We start from the raw sequence: 23464 nt of genomic DNA on the forward strand, positions 1-23464 counted from the left end.
AGTATTCAATTGATCTAGCTGTTCACTATCAATATAGCTATCCATGTTATTTAAATAAGTTAGTTACCCGTTCGCTAGTCAAAGCCTCCCCATTTTTATAGAAAATTGTATTCTCAAACAGTCTTTTCACTCATTATTTGATATGACACTTCTATGCCTTCTACCATACTTTCCCTCTTAGGAACTATCATGGGGTTAAAACTGGCGTCACGATCTCGGGGAATGCGGATTTCTGACTCCCTGTAACTGGTTTTGATCTTCTTTTTGCCATAGCCATTACGGGTATTGATGTTCTCAGGCTGCTCGTGCTTATCATAGCCCAGATGGCCATCCAGCTCACCCTCAAGCATTTTTTCTATGCCGCGTTTCTGGAGCTGGCTTAAATCTTGTCTGGTCTTAAACTGCTTTAAAAAATCGTCGATTAAAAAGTCTTCTGGTCGCATAAACTGTATATCGGTTTAAAAATAAAAAATCAGGATTGAAACCCCGATTTTTCATTTACACAGTTTATGAGATAGTGTCATTGATTTTAATTTTAAGCAACCCTACAATTAATCAATCATCTGAAACCAAATTAGATTTGAACCACACTCCATAAATCTCCAACTTAACCTAATCGCTTTTTCCTTTACAATTAACAATAGTTGAAACCCTTTTAATATTTTTAATCAGTGGATCAAATCAGTACAGAACAACAGAGTGTAATCTATCCATTTCTGTCCTATATATACCTATCTGCCCTCCTGTAAGAAGTAACTAATCTATATCCTTTCGCGGCTATAGAAGAATCAAAACCTCAACAGAATTTCACTCTTGTCCAAAGAATTACGTGATAATTTTATCTCCTCGTCACTAAGCTGCCAGATGTATATATCAGGATTTATCGAGAACACCCGCCCCCAGTCTTCGTTTTCTATATGCCACTCTAGAGGCCTCCCATCAATCAGAAAGGACAAATGAGCCTTCGACAATAAATTTATATCAAAAACACCTCTAATATACCCTTTTTGTATCAGCTCAGACTTTGTTTGCCAAGCTTTCAAAGCATTTACTGAGGTGTCAGCTAGTTCCTTATCTTTTACATGCTCAAATGCACCATCTGCATATGCTGTAGCCCATTTAACATTTTCAGTCAAATATGCAAACCCATATATCACTTTAAAATGAACATACAATGCATTAACAAAATCGACCAACTTGAAATTCTCATACGATTTTGTAAGTACTATGGTTATCTGATTCGGTTTACAAATTTCAAATTGAATACTCAGCCCCTGCTTTTCCTTCCTAGCATCGCCATCCTCAAAAGTTAAATTGACAATCTCATTCCAATTATGCCTTTTAATCTTTTCCTGAACGCTTTCGAAAGTACCATATATTAGATTATAGTTTTCACTATAAAAACCTAAATATTTAAATACGTTACCTAAACTACTATCAAAGTAATCAAGAATGAATTGGTAAAGCTGCCCCGTTTTACTCCGATCAAATTCGGAGAAATACAAAACATAGCATCTAACGTCCTTATTTTTCTTTTTAAAAAACATTCTATCTATATAATAAATGAAACAAAATAGGTTTCACGACCTTAACGTCTCCCATTATAGAGTTACGCCTCATAAACCGAAGATTCCTTAACTTAAGCAATTCCTCAACATCAGTTTTAGACATAACTTCGAAAACCCTTACACTACCATCTTTGAAAAGTACTCCGACATCCGGCCTAGGCCCCCACTTAAAATTACCTCCACCTAAAAGCTTTTTATATCCTAGATCAAAAGTAACCCTTTCTACTCTAGGATCCAGCGCATATCGAAATCCAATAAGCCTAGAAGTAAATGCGTGGGCAAAAGTACTTGTAGACTGAGCAGATCCTAATGTTTTCGCTAAGGCGACTTTTGCTAAACCTTTCACAACAGCGCCCACCAATAAAAGATCTTCTGCATTTACAGCCGATGCGCTAGTATAACCACTGACATAAAAATTTCTGGAAAATGCGTAATTCTTAGTGGCGATCGCCAAATTAGTGGCAGCGCCTTCTGAAAGCCCGTCGCCAACAAAGCGTCCTAACTTACTAAAACCAACGGCCTCTTTATCTTCTTTACTCCAATTATATCCAGCCATGCTTGAATACATTCCATTGTAACCCGCTAAGTCCGCTGCTATAGGAGTTAGTACCTTCTGATAATCTTCAGCATTATACCAGCCAGCTTTTGTATTATAATCTTTAGAACCAGCATGCCAGAACCAATCTATTTTTGTTGTCTTAGGCGCATTATGCAAACTGGCATAAGTAGTTTCAGAAGTGGTTTGTTGTTCTCCTTCTTTCGTTCCATCTGCCTTGGGCTTATCTGGAGTATCACCATCTGGATCGTTCAGGATTAATGGGCTGTTGTTAAAAACAGCATATGGGCTTTCATCAACCTTGATAACAGGATCAACATTCCATCTCCGGCCTACTCGTGCATCATATTGCCAAAATTCAGCTGTATAACCTTCATCATAAATTTCGTTGGTCCTCTCTTGCCCATTAAACCCATATCTATACATTCCTACATTATAACTCCGCCCCGGCTGTAGCATCCCAAACGGATAATAATCCTGCGCACTCACAACATCAGCGCTATAATACTCTACACTGCCCCCACTTCCCACCTGTACCTTTCTATCCGACACCGTCGCCAGCACGTTCCCTAAATGGTTGGTTAACTCAAAGAACTTATATCCTCTCGTAAATATATAGCTATTTCCTGTACTCAACAGGGGCATTGAAACGGGCGGCGCGCTTGTTGCAGTTCCATTTACCGCGTCAAGGGTCGCTTTGATAATTCCGAGACGGCTGCTTCCGTACATGTGCAGCTCCGTCTGGGTAAGGTTGCCGTTGTTAAGCGCGGTGTTCCCGGCCTCGTAAACGCTCATGACATTACCCTGGGCATCGCGGACATAACAGGTTGTGTGAGAACCTATGGTTTTACGGATACGGTTACCGGAAGCGTCGTAAGCATAGTCGATAGTGGTGTTATCAGATTTTACGATGCGGCTGATTTTGCCGTACACGTTCCATTGGATATCGGTTATCCCGGACTTTATGTCCCTGGTCATGTTGCCGATGGCATCGTAAGTGTAGTTGTTCATGGATTGCGCATCGATGTCTTCGGTGTAATTATTCTCCGGAACTGTGTCGTGGATGTAGTTGAGCTGGTTATTGCCTGGATTGTAATAGTAGGCCAGCCGATCCATTTCCTGCGGTTTGCCGGCGGAGGTGGAGCCGTTGCGCAAATAGGAAGAGATATTGCCGTTGGCATCGTAGGAAATGGATTCCTTGTAGTCGAGTTGTTTTTCGAGGCAATCGAAATTATTCTTCAATCTAATTTACCAACTGAAAGGTGCTGTTAAAGATGCAGTATGATTCAATCTAATCCCTATTGGCAAAGGAATCCAGGCGAAATGCCCTGATAAACACAGGGAAACAGTCCACTAGTCATTTATGAACTCACTCTAGTACATCCTCGTTTTACTAGCACTCTTATATTGTCGGTAGTCAATGGAATTACCATTTAAAAGAAAAAGGAGCCACTATAACAGTAACTCCTTCTGTCTTTAATATCACTTTCAGATTTAATAATAGATCACACTTTTGTTTCAGCCATTGCTATGCCTGGTTGTTTTAAAAATGCCCTTTCTGCTCTCCCTTTTACCATCACAGGGAGGGCTAGGGAGGGTTTATTTTTATTCTTCTTTCAGTAATACTACATCATAAACTGGTCGGCCATTGCTTTTCCTCTGACGGAAGCCGTTTTGTTTGAGCAGTACTCCTATTTTTTGTACCAGGTTTCTGGAAAATTTTAAAGGACTATGTTCACAGATGTGTTCAGTAATTTCTGTAGCCGATAACGCTATTTTATTGGCGTTATCATCAGTTGCATTCCCTACATACTTCGACAAATACTCTTGTTCAAGATCTACTGCTGCATGATCTGCATTTAACTCATTCAGCTCTGCAATATCGGCTCCGCTCAGATAAAACTTTTCGTCCTGTCTTAGTAGGTAGAAGGCTTGAGCATAAACCATATCCAGGTGCTCGTATGGCTCTGAATTAATTTCAGTTGCTTCTGCCACAAAAAAGCGTCTGGTGCCTGTACTGTCATTTAAAAAGTTAGTTCGGTTGGTAGTACCTGCAAATGAAGCGATGCGTGATTTGTTTTCCGAGTATCCAGCATATGCCTTTTTAACGTTCACTATCTCGCTGCTAACAGCGCTTTTAAAAGCATCCATTTGTCGGTCAGTTTTGATATCAAACTCATCCAGGATAATTAAAATACGCTCTGCCAAAAGCTGCTCCTGTTCTTTTTTGGCAGGATTGAAAGTACCTTCATAGCAATATTGCTTTAATTCTGCTGGAACTAAACTGCGAAGCCATCTTGTTTTACCAATACCCTGCCTGCCTTTTAAAAGCAGTACCAGATGATTGGTGGCCTCCGGTAGCCAACAACTTGCTACTACAGCAAGCATCCATTTCTTAAAAAACTTATTGAATACTGCCTGGTTTGTAGTTTTTACCCGTTCTGCAAATTCACTAATATAGTCTGTGTGCCCATCCCATTCTGATAGGCCTTGAATGTAATCATGTATGGGATTGTAGGCAGAAACAAAGTCTGATCTAAGCATTGCACCTACAACTTCGCGCTTGACGTTTATTCTCGCCATATGAAGTTCAAAATAAAGTGAGTTTAGTGCATGGTCATCAAGAATCCGCCATGTGTGTTCGTCTAGTGATCTAAATTCAAGACAGCTATTAATATCATTGCGTCGGAAATCGTATTTATTCTGCCAATACTCTTTTGTGGCTGCAATTGAATCTATTTCCTTCGGTTTTTCAACGCGAATGGCTTGATCGTTTAATTCCTGAACTGCTTTTGGTGGTTTTAATGCGTAGGTTGTTTTCGTGGTCGGAGCCTCCTCTCTTTTTCCGACTATAACAGATTTTTTTTCATTTTGACCGACTTCTACCATTTTTACTGTTAGCGCCTTGGCGTGCTTTTTGCCGAATTCAGAGTCAAATGCGGGATCGAAAGGGTTAAATTCAATTTTATTCTCAAACATAAAAGTTTGTTTTTGAAAATTAATAATATTGTAAACTTTGGCGCCTTCCGTTTACAATACAAAGATGCGGCAGCTTGAATAGTCGGTTCTGTCATTAATAGTCCTAAGACTAATTTTATTGTCTGGACATAAAAAAAGGGAATGCAGGTCTCCCTACACTCCCTTAGATCAGTTACATTAAATGATGCCTATTCTTTTGTTTTCGCCTTAATAGCTTTTATGTCCACTTTGTTTCTCTTGGCTTGCTTGTCGGATGATAAATATCTATTAACTGAGGACCTTTCAAAAGGATTTCCGCTTTCATCGACAAATGCTTCACATATAAAATCTTCGATCTCTTTTGCGGTAGCATTTATCATTGTATTACCAGCACTATTTTTTTCAGAGGTACGCAATTCATTGAACAAAGTACCTAATACAGCCACTCCACCAGTCCAAACCAATGGTTTTATAGTTCCTCTACCCATTGCACTGACAGAATCACTATATCGAGCCAATATATTAACTCTTATGGCCTCTAAGCGTTCAGCAATTACCGGGAATGGCTTTAACCAATCATGATGCACATATGTTTTCTTCAAATGCTCAATTTCATTAACCGCCAGGGATAGGATTCGATCAACCGTCTTGGGATTATTTATAAAAGCATCTGATAGGTATTGATTCAGCGCAACTTCATCTTTATACACACCTTGTTCGATGGCAAATTTTAAAGTCAGGCTTCAGTGAAATCATAATAGGAGCCTAACATATCTTCCCCAATAACGCGGTTCAAGTGTTCAATAATCCCTTTTAATATTAACGTTGTTACAGACCTATACTCTTCAACCATTCTTCATGATATAACTCTTGCTCCTGAACTGAAGACAAAAGCGTCCTATTAGTGCATTCGTCAAAGATATCTACTAGATCATCTAAAGAGGCCTGCTTTCCTAAGCTATTAACATAAGCCATAGAACTCACTAAAGTCATACCAGATGGATATACATCTCTTCTACTACCATTTACCAGCACAATAATGCCTTTTTTTTCCAGCTCCAGTCTTAACCACTTTAATAAGGCAAATGGAGGAGCTTTTTTTTCTATAAGAAACGAATCATCTTCACTTATCAGATGGATAAAATCTTCGGCCATTTCTATTTTGCCAGAGCTTATCAAATTATTATTTAGTAATTTAATATATCTTGAGTTTCTCATTTGTTAGGTTTTACATTAATTATATCTGCTGCATCTATCCTTCCTGGAACTGCGATTTCTAATTCATGGCCGTATGGAGTTCTCGACCCTAGTGCCTCATTTACATTAACCCCCGCCTCTTGCCACTTTATTTTATATATAAATCCTGACTTCCCTTGAAACATTTTCATTACTGCTGATTCTTCCAAAGAGGTCGAGACATAAGCACTTTCATAACTACCGGTAGCATGCGCTGCTATGTCGAGGTCATCGCCCCATGCCTTAAATCCGCCTGCGGCTTTGATTTCTTCCAAACTTCTAGTATCGAACCTATAAAGAAATCTTGCAGTATTAGCTTCTGCGCTAACTAAAGATAGTCCCATTTCTGCAAATCCCACAACGGCTGCCGTAATCTCGGCCCCCTTAGCCACACCTCCCCAAAGATCATAGTTACTTTTTGCAGGTTTAAATACCTTATTATAATTGTACCAATTTCCTGAAGAATAAAAATCACTCGTAGGATTTGCAAGCCTCTGATCCAATAATTTTTTATACTCAGGAAATGCGTCATAATACTTACCAAGAGTATGTACATCCTTATCATTCCTGGTTAAAAGCCCCATAGAAAAAGGTATCGGTGTCGTAGTCAAACCGCTCCTGCTTGATTCTACAAATGGATGAAACTCCTTTATCTTTTCAGAATGCATTCCATTAGCAAAGACAAAATGTTTATGATGAAAAAACCTATCAGGCCCATTCGTCTTCACAATCTGAACAGCAGCAGTGGTTGTAGTTCTATAAAAAGTAGAACAAGCGGGCGTCCCTGCGCCCAAAGTAAACCCTGTAATTTTTGTTAAAAAATGAAAATGTATATCATCATTTCCATCAGGATCAATCTTATTAGGAAAATTATTTTGTACAAAATTGTATGGGCTTAAATGGGGTTTTTCCTTGGCATCGGTTGAAAACCATCTGACTACCCTTGGGTCATACATCCTTGCATCAAAGTTGTAACTGTTCCCCTCGCCTTTGATTTCATTATCCTTCTCCTTTCCTGCAAAGCCATATTTGTAACCAACTCCATTAGAATAAATTCTTCCTAACATTTGCATGCCGCCAGGATAATAGTCCTGTGCAGATACAATATCAGCATTATAGTAGTCAATACTAGTACCATTTGAACTTACGGGTATCTTCCTATCCGACACCGTCGCCAGCACATTACCTAAATGATTGCTTAACTCAAAGAACTTATATCCTCTCGTAAATATATAGCTATTTCCTGTACTTAACAGGGGCATTGAAACGGGCGGCGCGCTTGTTGCAGTTCCATTTACCGCGTCAAGGGTCGCTTTGATAATTCCGAGACGGCTGCTTCCGTACATGTGCAGCTCCGTCTGGGTAAGGTTGCCGTTGTTAAGCGCGGTGTTCCCGGCCTCGTAAACGCTCATGACATTACCCTGTGCATCGCGGACATAACAGGTTGTGTGAGAACCAACTGTCTTTCGGATACGGTTACCGGAAGCGTCGTAAGCATAGTCGATAGTGGTGTTATCGGATTTTACGATGTGGCTGATTTTGCCGTACACATTCCATTGGATATCGGTTATCCCGGACTTTATGTCCCTGGTCATGTTGCCGATGGCATCGTAAGTGTAGTTGTTCATGGATTGCGCATCGATGTCTTCGGTGTAATTATTCTCCGGAACTGTGTCGTGGATGTAGTTGAGCTGGTTATTGCCTGGATTGTAATAGTAGGCCAGCCGATCCATTTCCTGCGGTTTGCCGGCGGAGGTGGAGCCGTTGCGCAAATAGGAAGAGATATTGCCGTTGGCATCGTAGGAAATGGATTCCTTGTAGTCGAGTTGTTTTTCGAGGCTTGTCCAGAGGTCGCTGGACGATTTCCAGGCGTCCATGGATACCAGGCGGTTTAACTGGTCGTAACGGTAGTTATACCAATAGGACTGGCCCAGCTTACCTATGGTTACACCCATGCCGGCGATATTGCCATTGTATAACGGACGATAATCTGCGCCTAACAAGCCTGGCACCAAGGCATCCGGAGCGCCTGCGTTGATGGGCTTGAAGTCGGCAGCATTGTAATGTAAAACGTAGCTGAATGCATCTTTGGCTACGGGATTGCCCGGAGTGCCATCCGGCAATAGTGAAGATGACGGCGCATTACATAAAGGCAGGCCGCTATCGAGGTTGGTTTCGAATTCATCGGTATCGTTGCTGGTAAAGCCATTGTCAAAATTTATACTCTGCCGTGCTGTGTACACTGCAGGGCCAGCAGCGGGACGATAGTTTAATACCAGGTCGTCGACAGCAGTGGTTGAAGCGCAGCCTGTTCCTGTGCCGTTAGCGCCGCCGCTGAGCAATTGGCCGGAATTGACAGCTTTCAGCCAGCCTTGGAGGGTGTAGGCATAGTCAAGACCCTGTACCTGGTTATGACCGAGTACTGTACGTGCCAGCGGGCCGTGTTTATAATAACTGTACCACGCTTCATTCTCCCAGTAGACGCTGTCGCGGCTGGTTTCTAAGGTTACCAGCCTGTTTTCGGCATCGTAGAGATAACGATGATAGAAGGCATCGCGCTGGCCGGGCTGATAAGCCACATGGTTTACTTTGCCGCTGATAAGGTCGTAACGATACACCATTTTTTTCCAGGTGTTGCTGCCATTGCTGGTTTTCATGATGCCCTCGTTGTAATACTGTACCAGGGTATCTACGTTACCATGTATGTCGTAACTGTAAAGCGTTGCCGTGGCAAAGCCATTGGTGGCCCCTGCTGCTGCGGCATCGTTAAACAAGGCGGTGTAAGAAACCCTGTTGCGCAAATTTGCAGCATCAAGCACCGCGCCTGCCAGGCCTTCATAACGTATGTCGTATACCGTTTGGGTGATCTGGGTACGGCTGGAAGAGGCAGCAGTAAGCCAATCCTGCAAAGTACCGGCGTCCCTTGACTTGATGCTCGTCATAGGGTCGGCACTTGTAAGCTGCCCTACTTCGGTAATACGGCCCAACTGGTCGTATAACGTATAGCTGTATTGGCTGGCGTTCTTTTGCCTGGCATTCTGTGATACCGCAAGCCGTCCAAGCCTGTCGTACCAGAATGCAGACTGGCCGCCATCGGGCGAAATCTGTCCTGTTACCTGGCCCAGGCTGTTATAGGTATATACAGTAGCCATGGAATGCGCAGGAACAAGCTGGGTATTATTGTTGGCGGCCCTGGCTGCTTTTACCTGTGCCAGCCAGGAGGCGTCCCTGTTAGGGTTTACGCCGGCAGGCGGGATCGTTTTGGTGAGATTGCCAGCCTGATCGTAGTAATATAATGTGTAGTGGTATTCGCTTAGCGTACGTTCTACGGTGAAGGATTCTATCCTGTAAGCACCAAGGCATTTTTCGTGGTACAGGCGTTCAAAATCATTTTTAAGGGAATCCTGGTAAACTTTGAATATTTCAGTTGCTTTACTGTGAATAAGAAAACTGGTATCGGAGCAATTATTGACTTCCTCCGTTACTGGACTGAAATCAAATTCATTACCATCGCATAACATAGGAGCATTCTCTGGATCCAATTGATCCATGCACTGACCGGTATGACAAATGGTTTCAGTAGTCAAAGCAATACCCCAGGCATCGCCCTCGGCCCCCAGGAAGTCGGAATAATCGGATACCTGGTTGAACAGCGCTCCATATCTATAGTATTGAACTGAATAGGCCATGCCGTCTGTCGCCTCATCAGAACAATTCAATTCTCCATTTAGCGGGATCTCTGCCAGCAGTGGATTATAGCCCTGTTTACCGATAGCGAGATAATTGTTACTGCCAGGTGTAAAACTATTATAACGTACATCTTTTTCGAAATGCCTTCCCCATTCCACGTCACCTTTCGGATTGATCCTGAATACATAACAATTTTCTTCCGGCGCATCGGCATACCAATAATCAAGATCGTAGTCATAATTATAAACAGGTGCTATACCGGTATTTGTTTTTATAGAGTAAAGCAGTCCTCCGTCCTTGTCAGGCCACATTTTCGAGGTCATGTAATCTGCCCTGAATTCGCTGGACAAAGCTTTCATATCTACAACAGAAAGATCGGAATTGAATTGCGCAAAGCCTGTCATATCTGTTTCCAGTCCTAATATATAGGCATCGGTGTTGTAGAGTTTAACTTTAAACCCTTCTCCGGAAGGATAAATTTCTCCAAAACGGTTACCGATGCCATCGATATCATATGAATAGCCATCCTGGAAGCTGCCATCATCCAGAGACAGGCGAACTATCAGCGCATTACTCATGGTGTAGTCGGGATACTCCCCCTTTTCCGGATCAACGATCTTATCCGACTCAGCATAACCAGTAACAACCAGTTCATTGTTTTGTACAACTAAGCCCAGCGCCTCGTCGTTACCATCATTGTTATATTGTTTGCACCATACCAAATCGCCGTTGGGATCGAATTTACCTACGAGCCAGTCCATATCGGAGGCATCAGCGGTGTTCGTGTTACCGGCAAAAGCCACACCACCATCGGGCGTTTCAATTATATCGGAAAAATACACATCGGTAAATGCAGCTTTTGTCCATAGCCAGTTACCGTTTTTATCCAGTTTCATCACAAATGCGCGGGAACCATCCCACCAGTCAATACCACCGGTTCCATTGAAATCGGCAACAGCGTTCCCTATTGCAATTAAATGGCCTGTAGACAATTCTTTAATCTTATTTATTTGTATAAATGACTGCTCAGCCTTGCTATAAGGCTCAATCATGTAGCTATGTGCCCAAAGAAGGTTTCCTGCCGCATCTTTTTTGGCTATGGCCGCTGTATTGAAATGATAGCCGCCATCGTTATACATGGCGCCTGCCAATAAAGTTCCGCCGTCACGGGTTTTCTTTATATCATTGAACTTAAAGTTTTCAGCAATCTGATCTACCTTTCCGCCATTTTCACATGAACATTGTCCGATAAAGCTGAGGTATTCGAACGCTTGTTTCGACAACCCCAGTCTGTTATTCATGAAATTGGCGAACAACCGGTTCTGAAGTTGCTGGTCTACAGTTGTCTCCAGTTCAGCAGGCACAATGTCGGGATATTCGATCTGAAAGCGACCATACAAACTGTTGACAGTACTACAGGGCACACATGGCTGCGCTGTATGGCACTGGAATATGACCGGCAATGATACCGGTGTTGAAAGATATTGACAAGTCGTGTTTGTGCTATTACAAAGATTTCTAAGTACTGTAAGAGAAGCCTCGTTAATGGAGACCATTTTTGTTCTCTTAAGATAATCGGAAAAGCTTTCACCGTCTTTATGGTTCTGCGTAAACTCGTTGTAATAGCCGCTGATACGGCTACACTCACAGTCCGAAGGTTTGCTGTATACAGGAGTATTGACATATGCGGGCTGCAAATCGTACCGCTGCGGGCTTGTGATCATTTCAGGGTTGCAGTCGAAGGTAACCGCAATGTCATGTGTGGCATTATAGTTCTTAAGCACTTCTTCAAAGCTTCTGAATTCATAGGTACTGGCGGGACTTACACTGGAAGCTCCCATAGGATGACTGGCATCGGAGCCCTGTTTACACACTTCTATCAGCCGGGGGAGAATTATATTTTCCACCTCTGACTGGTCATATATTCCATTCTCAATACAGGGTGCCATCTGCTTCAGCCACATTTTAGCGTATGCCCTGCAGTTCTCATCATATGCGGATTGCAGTTGCTGGTTTACCAGGCTTTGTGCGGAATTACCGGAGGAGGAATTCAGCAAATTGCCCAGGCCATTTTGTGAGGCCACTTCGGCAGCACTTACAAAATTAGGTGTAAAACCTGCTGCGTATAATTGCTGCGCAGTTGGATTGGCGGCACCTGAAGGGCAAGCGGCATTTACAACAGTTACCAGGAGTTGTTTCTTCATTTGCAGATAACTGTTCCTGAATACTCTCCAGGCCATATCGAGATCGCCACTGCATAAAACTGTTTCATTAAACGGATAGAGGTATGCCTTATATAAGCCAGCAGTATCGTTTCCAGCTACAGTAACCGACATGCAGGCAGTAGCCCACATACTGAATGGCACATTGCTCTGAACGCTTCCATTTATATTTAAAGTAATTGTATGTGCTACGCTCAGGCTATTCTGAAGCTGAGATCCAAACGAGGCTGCCAGCGGGTCTGCAGGTTTACTGCCGGTTGCATATTGCGGGAAAGCGCTGGTATTGCCAATGGGATTAAGATATCCCTTACTCTTAGCGTCCTGGTAAGTATCTGTATTGGCGAAGTCGATATCCCATTCATGGCTGGCTTTATATTCCCCGAATTTTAGCAATTTGCAATATTCCGGATGTAATGGCAGCAACGCTTCGGCCCAGCTTAACTGGAATTTATCTGCAAACTGTTCCCTGTTGAGGAAATTAGGTTTTACCAATTGCAGATTCCTGTTATCGATAACGTAGGCAGGCTGCCCTGATGCATCGAAATAATTGATAGCAGTTTGCTGGAAAGGCTCAGGTTTATCCGCGTCCTCGTCTGCATAAAAGATAGAATACGCTGACTGTCTTTTTGCGAAGTCGGCGTATTGTCCTGACGGTGGCGTAAGATCGAGCAGCATAGCCTTTCGCAGATCATCCGCTTCTGTATGTTCGCCACAGAGCGCCTTGCAGGCTTCTTCCGCCTCTTTGTAGGCTGCCCAGGCCTGCTGACGGAATGAGGCCGAGTCGCTTGCCGCGATACCTGCACGCAGCATATATTGGGCCCGGAAATTCTCCCATTCGCCCAGGCTCTGCTTACAGGCGCTACAACTGGGATAACATTCCCTTCCCGACAATACGATAGTTCTTTGCTCGTTAATAATATCCTGCAGCGTAGTGCAGGTATTATTGGGAATAAATGATTTTTCCTGGTAGTAATCTTTCGCATACTTACTAATACTAAGCTGCTTGGTAACCTCGTAGTTACCGGGCACCAGGTGCAGTGTAAAATTCAGATGGAAGCCAGGCGTATTACATGCATTCTGAATATCGCTGATAGAAAAATTATGCAACACCTGTTCATAGGCCTTGCCACCGGGGAGTTTCTGGTTGTTGCAATCATCTGAAACCGTAATGGTAAGGTCATAAAGACAGCTATAACAGATCTGCGTTTGCTGACAGTTGCTTTTTAACAACGCTTCCGGGTCAAGATCGTAACGGAATACAAAATCGCCTTCCTGGTCAACGAACATACTTTTTTTATGTTCGATGGTTGTTCCCCTGAGCACGACACTGTTGGAGTCGGCCAGTTGTTCTGTTTTATGTCTTGCATATTTAGAATCCAGTTCTTTCATTCCTGCAGGCTTATCGCCCGCCAATGCTGTGGCAATGGTTCGCCCGTGCATGTCAACATAACTTACGCTAAACTGGCCGTTAGCGTCCTGCACGGCATTTTTGAAGTAATGCGACTGGTCGCCTACTTCGGTACCAAACAAGGCATCCAGTTCGTCCTGTGCAGGAGAAGCATAGAAATACCTGGTATCGTGGCCTTCGCCCGGCCTGTAATTGGCGCCTACCCCACCCTGCCTGCTGATCCTGCCGGTTCCATCCTGGGTGTACTGTGTTTCGGCAAAAGGAAAACCCTCTGCATCGGGGATATAGGCGTTGTTGCCTGACCTTTCAGGGTTTTGCGGTGAATAGTAACGTGCGGCACCAGTTTGTGTGCCCATTGCCGCTGCTCCTGTTCCGCAATATGCCGAGATATCGGGCAACGTATCGTAGTTACCTTTTTCGTATTCGCCGCCAGCCAATGCCACATTAAACTGCCGGGTATAACTGACGATAGTATTCAAGGTGGGGGCCGGTAATACCTGGATCACCGGCCTTCCCTGGTAGTCGTAAAAACTTTCAGCTACAACTGTGGTATTGGTAGAATTATCTTTTGTGACAGTTTGCCTGCTACGCAGGCTTCCGTCGTAATACTGCACTACCAGTTTACGCAATCCACCTTCGGCATAACTTATTGTCGACTGCCAGTTAAGTTCTCTTTCATGTCCCTGGAAAGCATATAAGCCAACAGTGTTATTCCAACTGGCTTCGAGCCGGCCCGGACCATTGTATTGAACAGCCCTGACCCTTACAAACACGGTACCAGCGTCGTTATACATCAAGGGAATAGCATAGTGGCTGCCGGCAAGACTAACCCGTGTAGCGTTATTCTTAAATACCGCATCGCTATTTACCGGGTTACCGAATACGTGGCTGGCAAGTGTGCTGCTGTCGACATAAGTCCATTCAAGATCGTATTCATGTGCGCCGAGAATGTCGTTCCAGGAAACGTATAACTCATCGGGATTGAGCTTTGCCGAGTCGGTCAGCACAAGACTGGTTACCGTAGTGGTACAATTAAATTTATAGCGGGGTTGTACCTGGATCTTATTTTCTATTATGATATAGCCATTATCGGGGGCCGGGGAAATAACCTGGTTAGCCGCATTAACGGCCTGAATGCCCAGGATCCTGACAGTAACGCGCTGGGCGTCGTGAAATACAAAAAGGTCCTGCATCCTGTGTGCAGCGGTATCATAGGTTACAGTAAAGTCATGCGTAATAGAATCCTGTACCTGTGAGGTGTTGGTATAAATGATACGGGCACTGACAGTAACCGTAAACCCGGGGGGCAGCAGCCGGTTATAGGATTCATTGATGCGTAAGGCTACAATATTTTTAACCGGGTAAGGCTGATCTATCTGAGCGCTGTATACCGGATCGAAAAAAAGGTCATTCTGAACGGTTACAGCGGCCTGTGTCACCAACTGCGATCCTGTCAGCGGTTGTACATATTCCACCACGGGTAAGCCAGGCTGGGCCTTTACCCTGCCAATGCAAACGGAAAGCAACACCACTATAGCCGTACTAATTTTAAGAAGATCTGTCTTCAGGCACATAAGGGTTGATTTAAAGGTTAGGAGTTGCTACGAATATTTTATAATTGCGATAAGCTTCAGTTACGTTGAACTCGTTACCGGTTCTGATAAAAAACTGCTTATCATCGAAATAACCGGCAGGCAACAACGGCTTTTTATAATCCGAAAGCCTGGTTTCCACTATACTGTATTCCGTGAAGCCCTCTTTTGCAAGACTATTACCCTGTAATTCTGGCAGCATATAACTGCTTTTGACCCAGAGTTTTGACTGTAACAAGTATCCTGAAGCCGTGTCGACCAGGAAAACTATCCTTTTATAAGGAGAAGGTTCTGAGAATTCCAATGTAGCCTGTTGCACTGTGGCGGTATCGCGGATACTATAACTCACCCCCTTCATGGTTTGCAAGAGACTGTCTGCTGAAGCAAGCGGATTCTGGCCGGCAATAGCTGCCGGTTTTGCCAGGTACATCAGTTTATCGGACTCAAACAGGGTAACACTGTATTGTTCATTAACGATAGTTTCTACCGCAGGCATCCTCACCCTGTAGCTGCTGCCCCAGAGCGTTAGTTCGCCCTTCAAAGAATCAATATAAGCAGACGGGCTGTTTTCACTGGCGTAGTAGTAACCCACTGTCATTTGAAAAGGCGCCGGCTGGCGATAGGTTTGCTTTACCCTTTCCAGGAGCTTTATAACCTGGCTACGCGCAGATGTATCCTGCGCTGCTACTGATACAAAGCAAAGACTGCATATCACCAATATGATCATTTCTCTATTTCTCATAAATCATTTTATTCTTCGATACGTAATGCGCTTCTTGTTTCCTGGATGGTTTTCACACCACGTTCTGTTTCTTTTTTAACACGGATGAGTGTACCGTCATCGTCATATTCATAGAAAGCAGCGTAGTTGTTTTCATCGAGTTCCGCCATGAGACGAAGATTTACCGGGTGGTAAATAAAGGACTTCATGTTGGCATGATAGGGATGAATCCTGATATCATCGACATACAAGGGTGTGCTGCCTGTTGACATGAAACTGAACACTGCAGAAGTTGCATCAGCGGGAACAGCGATCACTACTTCGTATCGTTGCCAGCCTTCAATAATATTACCTGCAGGCCTGGCTACCGTTGTAACATCACCGCCAGGACGTTTCACCGTTACCTGCAACTGGTTATTGACGTAGGTAGAACATTTGCAGTCCTGCTCTTCCCTTACCCAGGCCGAGATAAGCACCTGGGAAGCATTAAGCGGTGAGAATACAGGCAATACAGCCTGCTGGTTGGTTTTAATGCCGTCGAGCACGGCACCGCCGGTACAGGATGCCGTTTTTGTATTAAAGTTGAGCACGAAACTGTTGTCATCGGCCGGCTTCACTGTAGCAGCGATGGCAACGTTAGTTCCTGCATTTATTTTAAGGCTGTACTTACCCGTATGGCTATACGTGTCGCTGAGCTGCGATTTAAAATCCGAGAAATCAAAATGCCGTCCCACTACACAATTACTGTTACAGGCTGCATTGGAATAGAAATAATCCTCGAAGCCTTCGAAAGCAGACTCACGGTAACGCCCGTTCTGAATAACGGCTACCGGTAAGGAGTGATTGTAGCCATAGATTCCGGAGTTGAAACGACCGAGCGGATCTTTTGTTTCCAGCTCCAGGCCGCGCCTGCCATACAGGGAGGTTTCAGCATTCCATACCCATCGCGACAGGTCGTAACGCGGAACAATTTTATTATCATTAAAAATCCAGAAAGGTATAAATGAGGGAATAGTGCCGTCTTTTCTTATATGGTTACCGGTTGCGGACAGTACACCCGTACGATCGCCGTAATACGTGTAAGCTTTGCTGGTACGCATATTACCAGTAATACCGTAGAGATAGGGATTGGTGGCAGAATCGGTAATTGGATCGTAACACTGACCGGCGACGAGGGTGTCTCTGTATCCTTCACAATTGATTACCTCAAGTGTAAGGTTGGGAATCCGGTAGTCCTGTACCGGCGGGCAAACTCCCGTTCCCTGTTGCGTGAGGTTGGTAAGTGTCCAGTTACTATATTGTTCATCGAATCCGGTTAATGTATCTCTCCAAAATACTTGCCCGGCAGCAGTAGACAAATTCGGGTGCGAACAAAACATAATAGCAGTATCCTTTGGAGTAAAATAGGTCAGATTTAAACCAGTGCCCGGTGTATTGTTGCAACTGGGGAATGATCGCACGACCAAAATGACGTGAGGAGAATAAGGCAGCGTATTAGTTATAGTTAACAGGTAGTTGTTACATTCCGGCTCATAGTGCTCCAGAGTATATTGTACGTTTCCGGCGCTATTGCAGGCAGTTGATGTAAGATGATTAAGATATTCCTCAAAGAAATATTCAGCAACCTTTAACCCAACAGAACAACTACCAATATTGGCTTTATATACAAATGTGCCATATCGTCCTATACGAACCATATTTCCTGACCAGAAAAGCGATGAATCTTCATAGAATTTCCCATCCAGATTACTCCTTAAGATCATGCAGCTATTAGGATCAACGGGATAACCAGCTGCTATAGCTTCGTTCACCAATGTGCGAACGGTTACATTATCGGCCTCTTTAACCAGCAGGCGCTGCGATGCAATCAAATAATCAAAGAAAGGTTTAAGACAGCCGCATGTATTTTCATTCATTACGGGCGCTTTTACCCATTCGTGTTTTTTAGCCGCCGGAACGCGCCACAGGCCTTTGTATTCTACAGCGGCTGCATTTATAATGTTCCTGGTGCTATCGATACGTAAGGTGTAAACATTCCCATTTTTTTCAACAGGGTTCACTAACATAGAAACAGAACCAACACTGCCGTCTATATTTTTTCTTCCCGACCTGATTACCTTAAGCGCCAGGTTATGCCCTGTAACAGTACGCCCATCGGCATCTACAAGATAGAGGCTGTGCGCGCCACCATATAAACTGGAATCTACGACCCAGGCTTTCAGCTGACCGGGGAAGGTAGCTACTTCAGGAGAACAATCGGCGCCGCCTGTTTTTTGCCGGGTGTACACCATCAGCTCGTCACCTCCAGCCAGGTAATTCATTTCTTCTCCCGGATTCAGTCCCGCAGTGATCTTTCCATTGGTAATGGTCAGGTTCTCCAGCGTTACACCAATATTGGCATAAGCCAATCCCAATGCATCGTAAGCCCACCGGGAAGGATAGGAAAACTGGTATACAGGATCCTGGAACTCATTCTGTGTACTGGAAAGCACCACCTCTCCCGTTTCGCTATCATAAACAAGATTCCTGGCGGTAACCTTGCTTCCCTTATCTATTTGTACAATGCTATCGATGAGGCCATACCGCTGAATAACCTTCACGGAGGCAAGACTACGGAAAAGGGTTTCTTCACGTTGCGGAATGGAAGGCAATGAGGGAAGCGGGATAACGGGCGGCGCTCCTGGTCCGGGCACCAGGTCTACATTCAAGTTCACGTTGTTGCCATATACCAGCGTTTGCTGCTGGCGGGAATCCATCATGAGTTCGATATCTTTTCCTATAACAGCTTCCGGATCGATGGTACCGTCGGAATTAACTGCCATTACGGTATTGTTAAGCTGCTTATGTGTATTAGCGGGATTTTCTGTCTTGTAAAAATTGCCGGTGTAGGTCACATAATGTTCCATGTCGTTCTCGGCATAGGTTGCGGTAGACTTCAATTTACCGTGCATATCGTTCAGCTCTACTTTAAAGCCCTGCGCCACTGTGAGATAGTGTTTGGCATCAATCTTAAGTAAAGCAGGCAGCGTGGGTTTATACCTTTTTTTGGAGTTATCATCAATCACCGACCACTCTACCTTTGTTGGATAATCGTAAGCAGTATAAAAGCAACTTTCCTGTACGCCGTTCGCAGAGCGTTTTTTATCGGTATGAATAGAGCGCACACGCACCCTGCTATATCCTACCGACGGTGAAGGGAAGAAACTTTCACCCAGCGGCTCCTCGGTATAACCTATTGTTACCGGTGCGAGCACAGACACCCGTTGTGTATATTCGACAGGCAGGTGGAAAGGATTTTCTTCACTGCCTACACCCGGTTCGTAGGCGGCCACGCCGCTGCTAATCTCTATTTTCTGTCCATCTACCTCTTTAACATCAGTATAGTTATATTCCTGTCCGTAGGTAGCTTCTTTTTGCCGGGTCATTTTATACCAGCTATCGTAAACGGTAATCCTTTTTACCCTGGCGCCTCCACCCAGCCGTTTATAGGTTGGACATGCGAGCCTGACAAGCGACCTGTTCAGGTCTATATTTCTTGCCCATCCTCTGACACGTGCCAGGTTATCGAAGGAAGCCATCAACTCCATTACATTGGCATACATGCTATAGATAACTCTTACGGCCTCCGCCAAACCAAGATCATCTCCCACCTCAGAGCCTGTAAACGCTTTAGATGGCAGGTTCAAGCGCAGGAACTGGATAGCAGCTTTGGCAAGCGGGCTATATTCACCTCCGGGAGTTCCGTCTTTATTTATTCCTTTTAGTTTCAGGCGGATCCTATTGCCCGAAAAGGAATAGCCGGCGGCATGGTCAATATCGGCATAACAGGGTACATATTCATAACCAGAGCCCCATTTATCGCCTGGCATTGACACATATAAGCGGAAATACAGCTTATCAATGCCATCGAGATACCTGCTACGGATCTCAGCTTCGGATGTTACGGCCTGGGATACGTCGATGTATACGTATAGATTGTCACTTGGGGCTGCTGCAAAGCTGGCAGTATACAAACCGGCGGCGCTTTCATTCCAGTTAGCATTCCTGCTGAGGCCTGCCAGTTTAAATAGCTGCATGGCCCGCTTGTTTTGAACATAAGCATAGTCGTCGCTTTCGTAATCCACCTTGATAATACCACCTGAGGGCAGTTTTATCTGCGTCAACGCCCAGGCTCCTACATTGGAAGCGGCCATGGCACTGTCCTGCACCACATACGGATAATCGGAATTGGGGATAAGCGCTCCTGTAGTGGGGTTGCCTGCCGGAGACTTATAGTTGCCCCAGCGATCGTAAGACCTGATATTATAAGCGGGATTATTGCTGTGATAGGTAAATACATAAGCATTTTTTCTACCTTTTTCGTTGCCGTTGTAAGAGAACCAGATCTTTTTCAGCGTAAGCTTACCGGAATCGTTCAAGGGCTTGTTAAAGCCGGGGCACAATTCATAGGAGTACTCGAAATAAACCGTTTTTACGGGAGTGGCAGCGGTATCCTTTGCCAGGAACTCCGCCTTGTTATATAAAACAATCTTGCGTAATCTTTTAATTTTAGCGGATGCGGTTTTAACGGCCGCTTCATTCATTTCCATGGCATCGAGCCTCGGAGTGTTGTCGAGAAAGAATGCCGCCACCATGTTCTTAGATTCAATGCTGTTCAGGTACCAGTGCTCGCGGGAGCCATAGATATAATTGCCTTTATCGTCCCTGTTATCGGTACGCAGCCCTTCATTATAAGTAACCTTGCCTGCTTCAAATGGCACCCGCCATTGCAAAGCATTTTTAATACCGGCAGTTTTGGTATAGTTGAATTTGATAGCGTCGCCCTGGTCATCTTCGCTAATACCATCACCGGTAAGGTCGGCATAATCCGGAGAAAGAATTCCTGTAAGTAAAAACGAATGGGCATAAGATGGCACTTCCTCCGAGCTGAAATAATGTTCATTTCCTTTTTGATTATTAACCGTGTTATCTACGCCGGGCGTAAAATTTGCGGTTCCGTTAACAGCATCTCCGTCGGACTGGTTAAGGGAAAATGTGGCTTCTTTTTGCTGAATATTATATACAGGAATACCATACACATATCTGCGGCCATCGGGGTTAAGGACATCTATTTCAGAGATATGTGTTTTTTTACGGAAGCTGTTAATACGTTTTTCTTTGCTTAGCACTTCTCTCCCCTGCGCGTCTTTTACGGAAAAAGTATCATTCAATGGCTTGTTGAAAACGGCATCCAACGGGATGGTTAGCCAGTTTTGTCCAGGCACCTGCCATTGCAGGTTTACGATTGCATATTTGCCGGCATCGAAGAAATCAAGCCGGATATGATTAACTTCTCCTTCCACAAGATTGAGTGGTGTTCCTTCTTTGAACTGATCAGCGCCATGCGTATTCCAATCATCGATCACCAACACGTCGTTCACCCAAAGGCGAACGCCGTCATCTGATTTTGTTCTGAAGCGATAAGTACCGGTAACAGGGGCCTTTAACCTTCCTGTCCAGCGTGCAGAAAAATCGGATGGTATACTGGCGTCAGGCGATGCGCCTTTTCCCCAGTTCTTATCTATCGTTTCGCCATTAACAGTAAAAGGCGGATTACCAGCCAGATTCTTATTGGCGAAATATTCCCCGATAAAACCAGTTCCTTTACCCTGGTCGGCGGGATCGCCTACAACAGCACAGGTTCCCGAAAGGCTAAAGCTGTTAACCGGCTTGCTTTCTATGTATCTGGCAAGTCCCACCTTGTCGGCCTCCTCTGCAGTGAGGTAGGATATTACCTGGCTGCGCTTATCCCGTTTTGCCTTTACGGCGTTGTTTGCATTCAGGTCAACGCTACCTGTAAGGTGCTGGTTCGTGTATTTATTCAGCTTCCCGGTAGTGCTGATGAAGGAGCCGCTCTGGTAAAGCTCGGGCACCACCACCTCATCACCGCCTATTGCTTCATAAAACGCTTTGGTGTTTATAGATTTTTCACCGGGGTTCCTGAAATAGGCTGCTTCAAATAATTTTGAGGAAGACCTGAAGGCTGTGTTTGTAGCAAGTGGATGATCGCGCCAGGCGCCGGTTTGCGTAATTGAGCGGTTAAAATTCAAATCCACACCAGCATGTGCCAGCTTGCCTGCCCCTCCTTCTACAGAAAAACGTTCAGACGCATCCCTGGTACGCATGTAGTTATCACGTACATAACCGATATCGCCGCGGTAAGCCCTGAAGGCGCCGCCAGTGCCCTCACCCGTTATGGAAAACACATCATAAGTATAAGCAGGTATAGCAATATGGGGAATAGCAGGCTTTTCGCGATAAGGAATATCCTTTTCCCTGTTAAAATCAAGTACACTTTCCACATTATTATTTCCGTTCTGGTAATTGAGGTAACCATAGGCGGGTAGAGACAAGCGTTTATCGCTCTCTTCGACTTTCTGCTCCGACACATATCCGCTGATGGAAGTGTTGGCAAACAGCGCCCACTTAGTTTCACCTACTTTTGTTGAAAACGAGAACTGCGTACTGGTATAAGGCATTGTAATAGCAGGCGTAAAAGCGGGATAAGCAAATGACAAACTGGAAGAGAACTGATGCCTGATGGGAAGGCGAACCTGTTTTTCCGCCGTTTTCCCCACAGTTTTGTATAGCGACAACCCTGTTGAAAGCTGCAGGCCACTCAAACCTGCTCTTGAATTATAAGAAGATCCAATAGCGACAGAACCTGCCCCTTCCATGCTTTTCCCTCTTTCAAGTTCATACTTTGCAGAAAGCGTGGGAGCAATTGTAAAGCCATCCTGTGAATTATTGGTAAGAGAGAGCCCTGCCGTTAAACTTCCGCCCCCTTTTGAGCCGGCGGGAATACTTGCATTGAGGCCGGTTTCGATACCCCAGCCTTTGTAATTATTATAAAAAGCGCCGACGTTAAGGTCAAAATCCACCGGAATGCCTACTGCTTCCACTCCTTTACCCACGGTGGCGCCTGTTGTCTTATTTTCTTTTATAGACAATGATTTGGTAATGGTATCTGTAGTGCCATTGAAATCATCGGGCAGTCCCCTCAGGTTCCTAGTAATGGTTCCGGGGTTGATGTTCCAGCCATAGCCCACCCAGGAAGCCTCCTGGTCCATAGAGCCCCCACCCTGGTATGCGATGTTTACCGGATAACCACCCACGTCCAGCAAGGGAATGTTATAAGAGAAATCGCCTGTGAACAGGTCAACCATATCGGAGCTGTTTACCGAGGTAAACTGCTGCATTTCGGGCTGGGACGGGCCGCCATCCTCAAGAGTTTCTATTGCATAAGGCAGCGGTGGTAAATTCGCAGTTCCGCGGGCATCGGCCTGTGCGTTGGCAGCAACTGGTGATGAAGCCCCGTGCATTGGGTATGCGGTATTGTTACAGATAAAATTACCACCGGCCTTCAGCTGTTCAGCTGCCGCCAGCACCATTTCTGCGTAAAACAGGAAAAGGAAAATAAAAGCGATCGTTCTTTTGTTTCTTCCGAAGCTTGCCAGGATCATGAACTATAAGT

At 44.6% G+C, this 23464-nt stretch carries 9 protein-coding genes; all 9 read right to left on the minus strand.

What is annotated here, in order from left to right:
* Positions 1-113: 113 nt before the first annotated feature.
* Positions 114-443, minus strand: coding sequence for a transposase (locus tag ESB13_RS04820; RefSeq protein WP_220399548.1), 330 nt, complete (start codon positions 441-443; stop codon positions 114-116).
* A gap of 345 nt (positions 444-788) precedes the next feature.
* A complete protein-coding gene (locus tag ESB13_RS04825; protein WP_129001887.1) occupies positions 789-1547 on the minus strand; it encodes a hypothetical protein in 759 nt (252 codons plus the stop codon).
* Between the two features lies 1 nt (position 1548).
* Positions 1549-3366 carry an RHS repeat domain-containing protein gene (locus ESB13_RS04830; RefSeq protein WP_129001888.1) on the minus strand — a complete coding sequence of 606 codons (1818 nt, stop codon included), beginning with the start codon at positions 3364-3366 and terminating at the stop codon, positions 1549-1551.
* A 363-nt stretch (positions 3367-3729) separates the two neighbouring features.
* Positions 3730-5103, minus strand: a complete 1374-nt coding sequence (locus ESB13_RS04835; protein WP_129001889.1) for a VapE domain-containing protein — start codon at positions 5101-5103, stop codon at positions 3730-3732.
* 188 nt (positions 5104-5291) lie between these two features.
* Complete coding sequence (locus tag ESB13_RS04840) at positions 5292-5792, minus strand: hypothetical protein (protein WP_129001890.1); 501 nt, start codon at positions 5790-5792, stop codon at positions 5292-5294.
* A gap of 118 nt (positions 5793-5910) precedes the next feature.
* Complete coding sequence (locus ESB13_RS04845) at positions 5911-6300, minus strand: hypothetical protein (protein ID WP_129001891.1); 390 nt, start codon at positions 6298-6300, stop codon at positions 5911-5913.
* Positions 6297-15212 carry a scabin-related ADP-ribosyltransferase gene (locus ESB13_RS04850; protein WP_129001892.1) on the minus strand — a complete coding sequence of 2972 codons (8916 nt, stop codon included), beginning with the start codon at positions 15210-15212 and terminating at the stop codon, positions 6297-6299. The genes ESB13_RS04845 and ESB13_RS04850 overlap by 4 nt, the downstream gene beginning before the upstream one ends.
* Positions 15213-15222: 10 nt before the next feature.
* Positions 15223-15972, minus strand: coding sequence for a hypothetical protein (locus ESB13_RS04855; protein ID WP_129001893.1), 750 nt, complete (start codon positions 15970-15972; stop codon positions 15223-15225).
* Between the two features lie 8 nt (positions 15973-15980).
* Positions 15981-23453, minus strand: coding sequence for a PA14 domain-containing protein (locus tag ESB13_RS04860; protein ID WP_129001894.1), 7473 nt, complete (start codon positions 23451-23453; stop codon positions 15981-15983).
* Positions 23454-23464 lie beyond the last annotated feature (11 nt).

This window comes from Filimonas effusa (assembly GCF_004118675.1).
Lineage (GTDB): Bacteria > Bacteroidota > Bacteroidia > Chitinophagales > Chitinophagaceae > Filimonas > Filimonas effusa.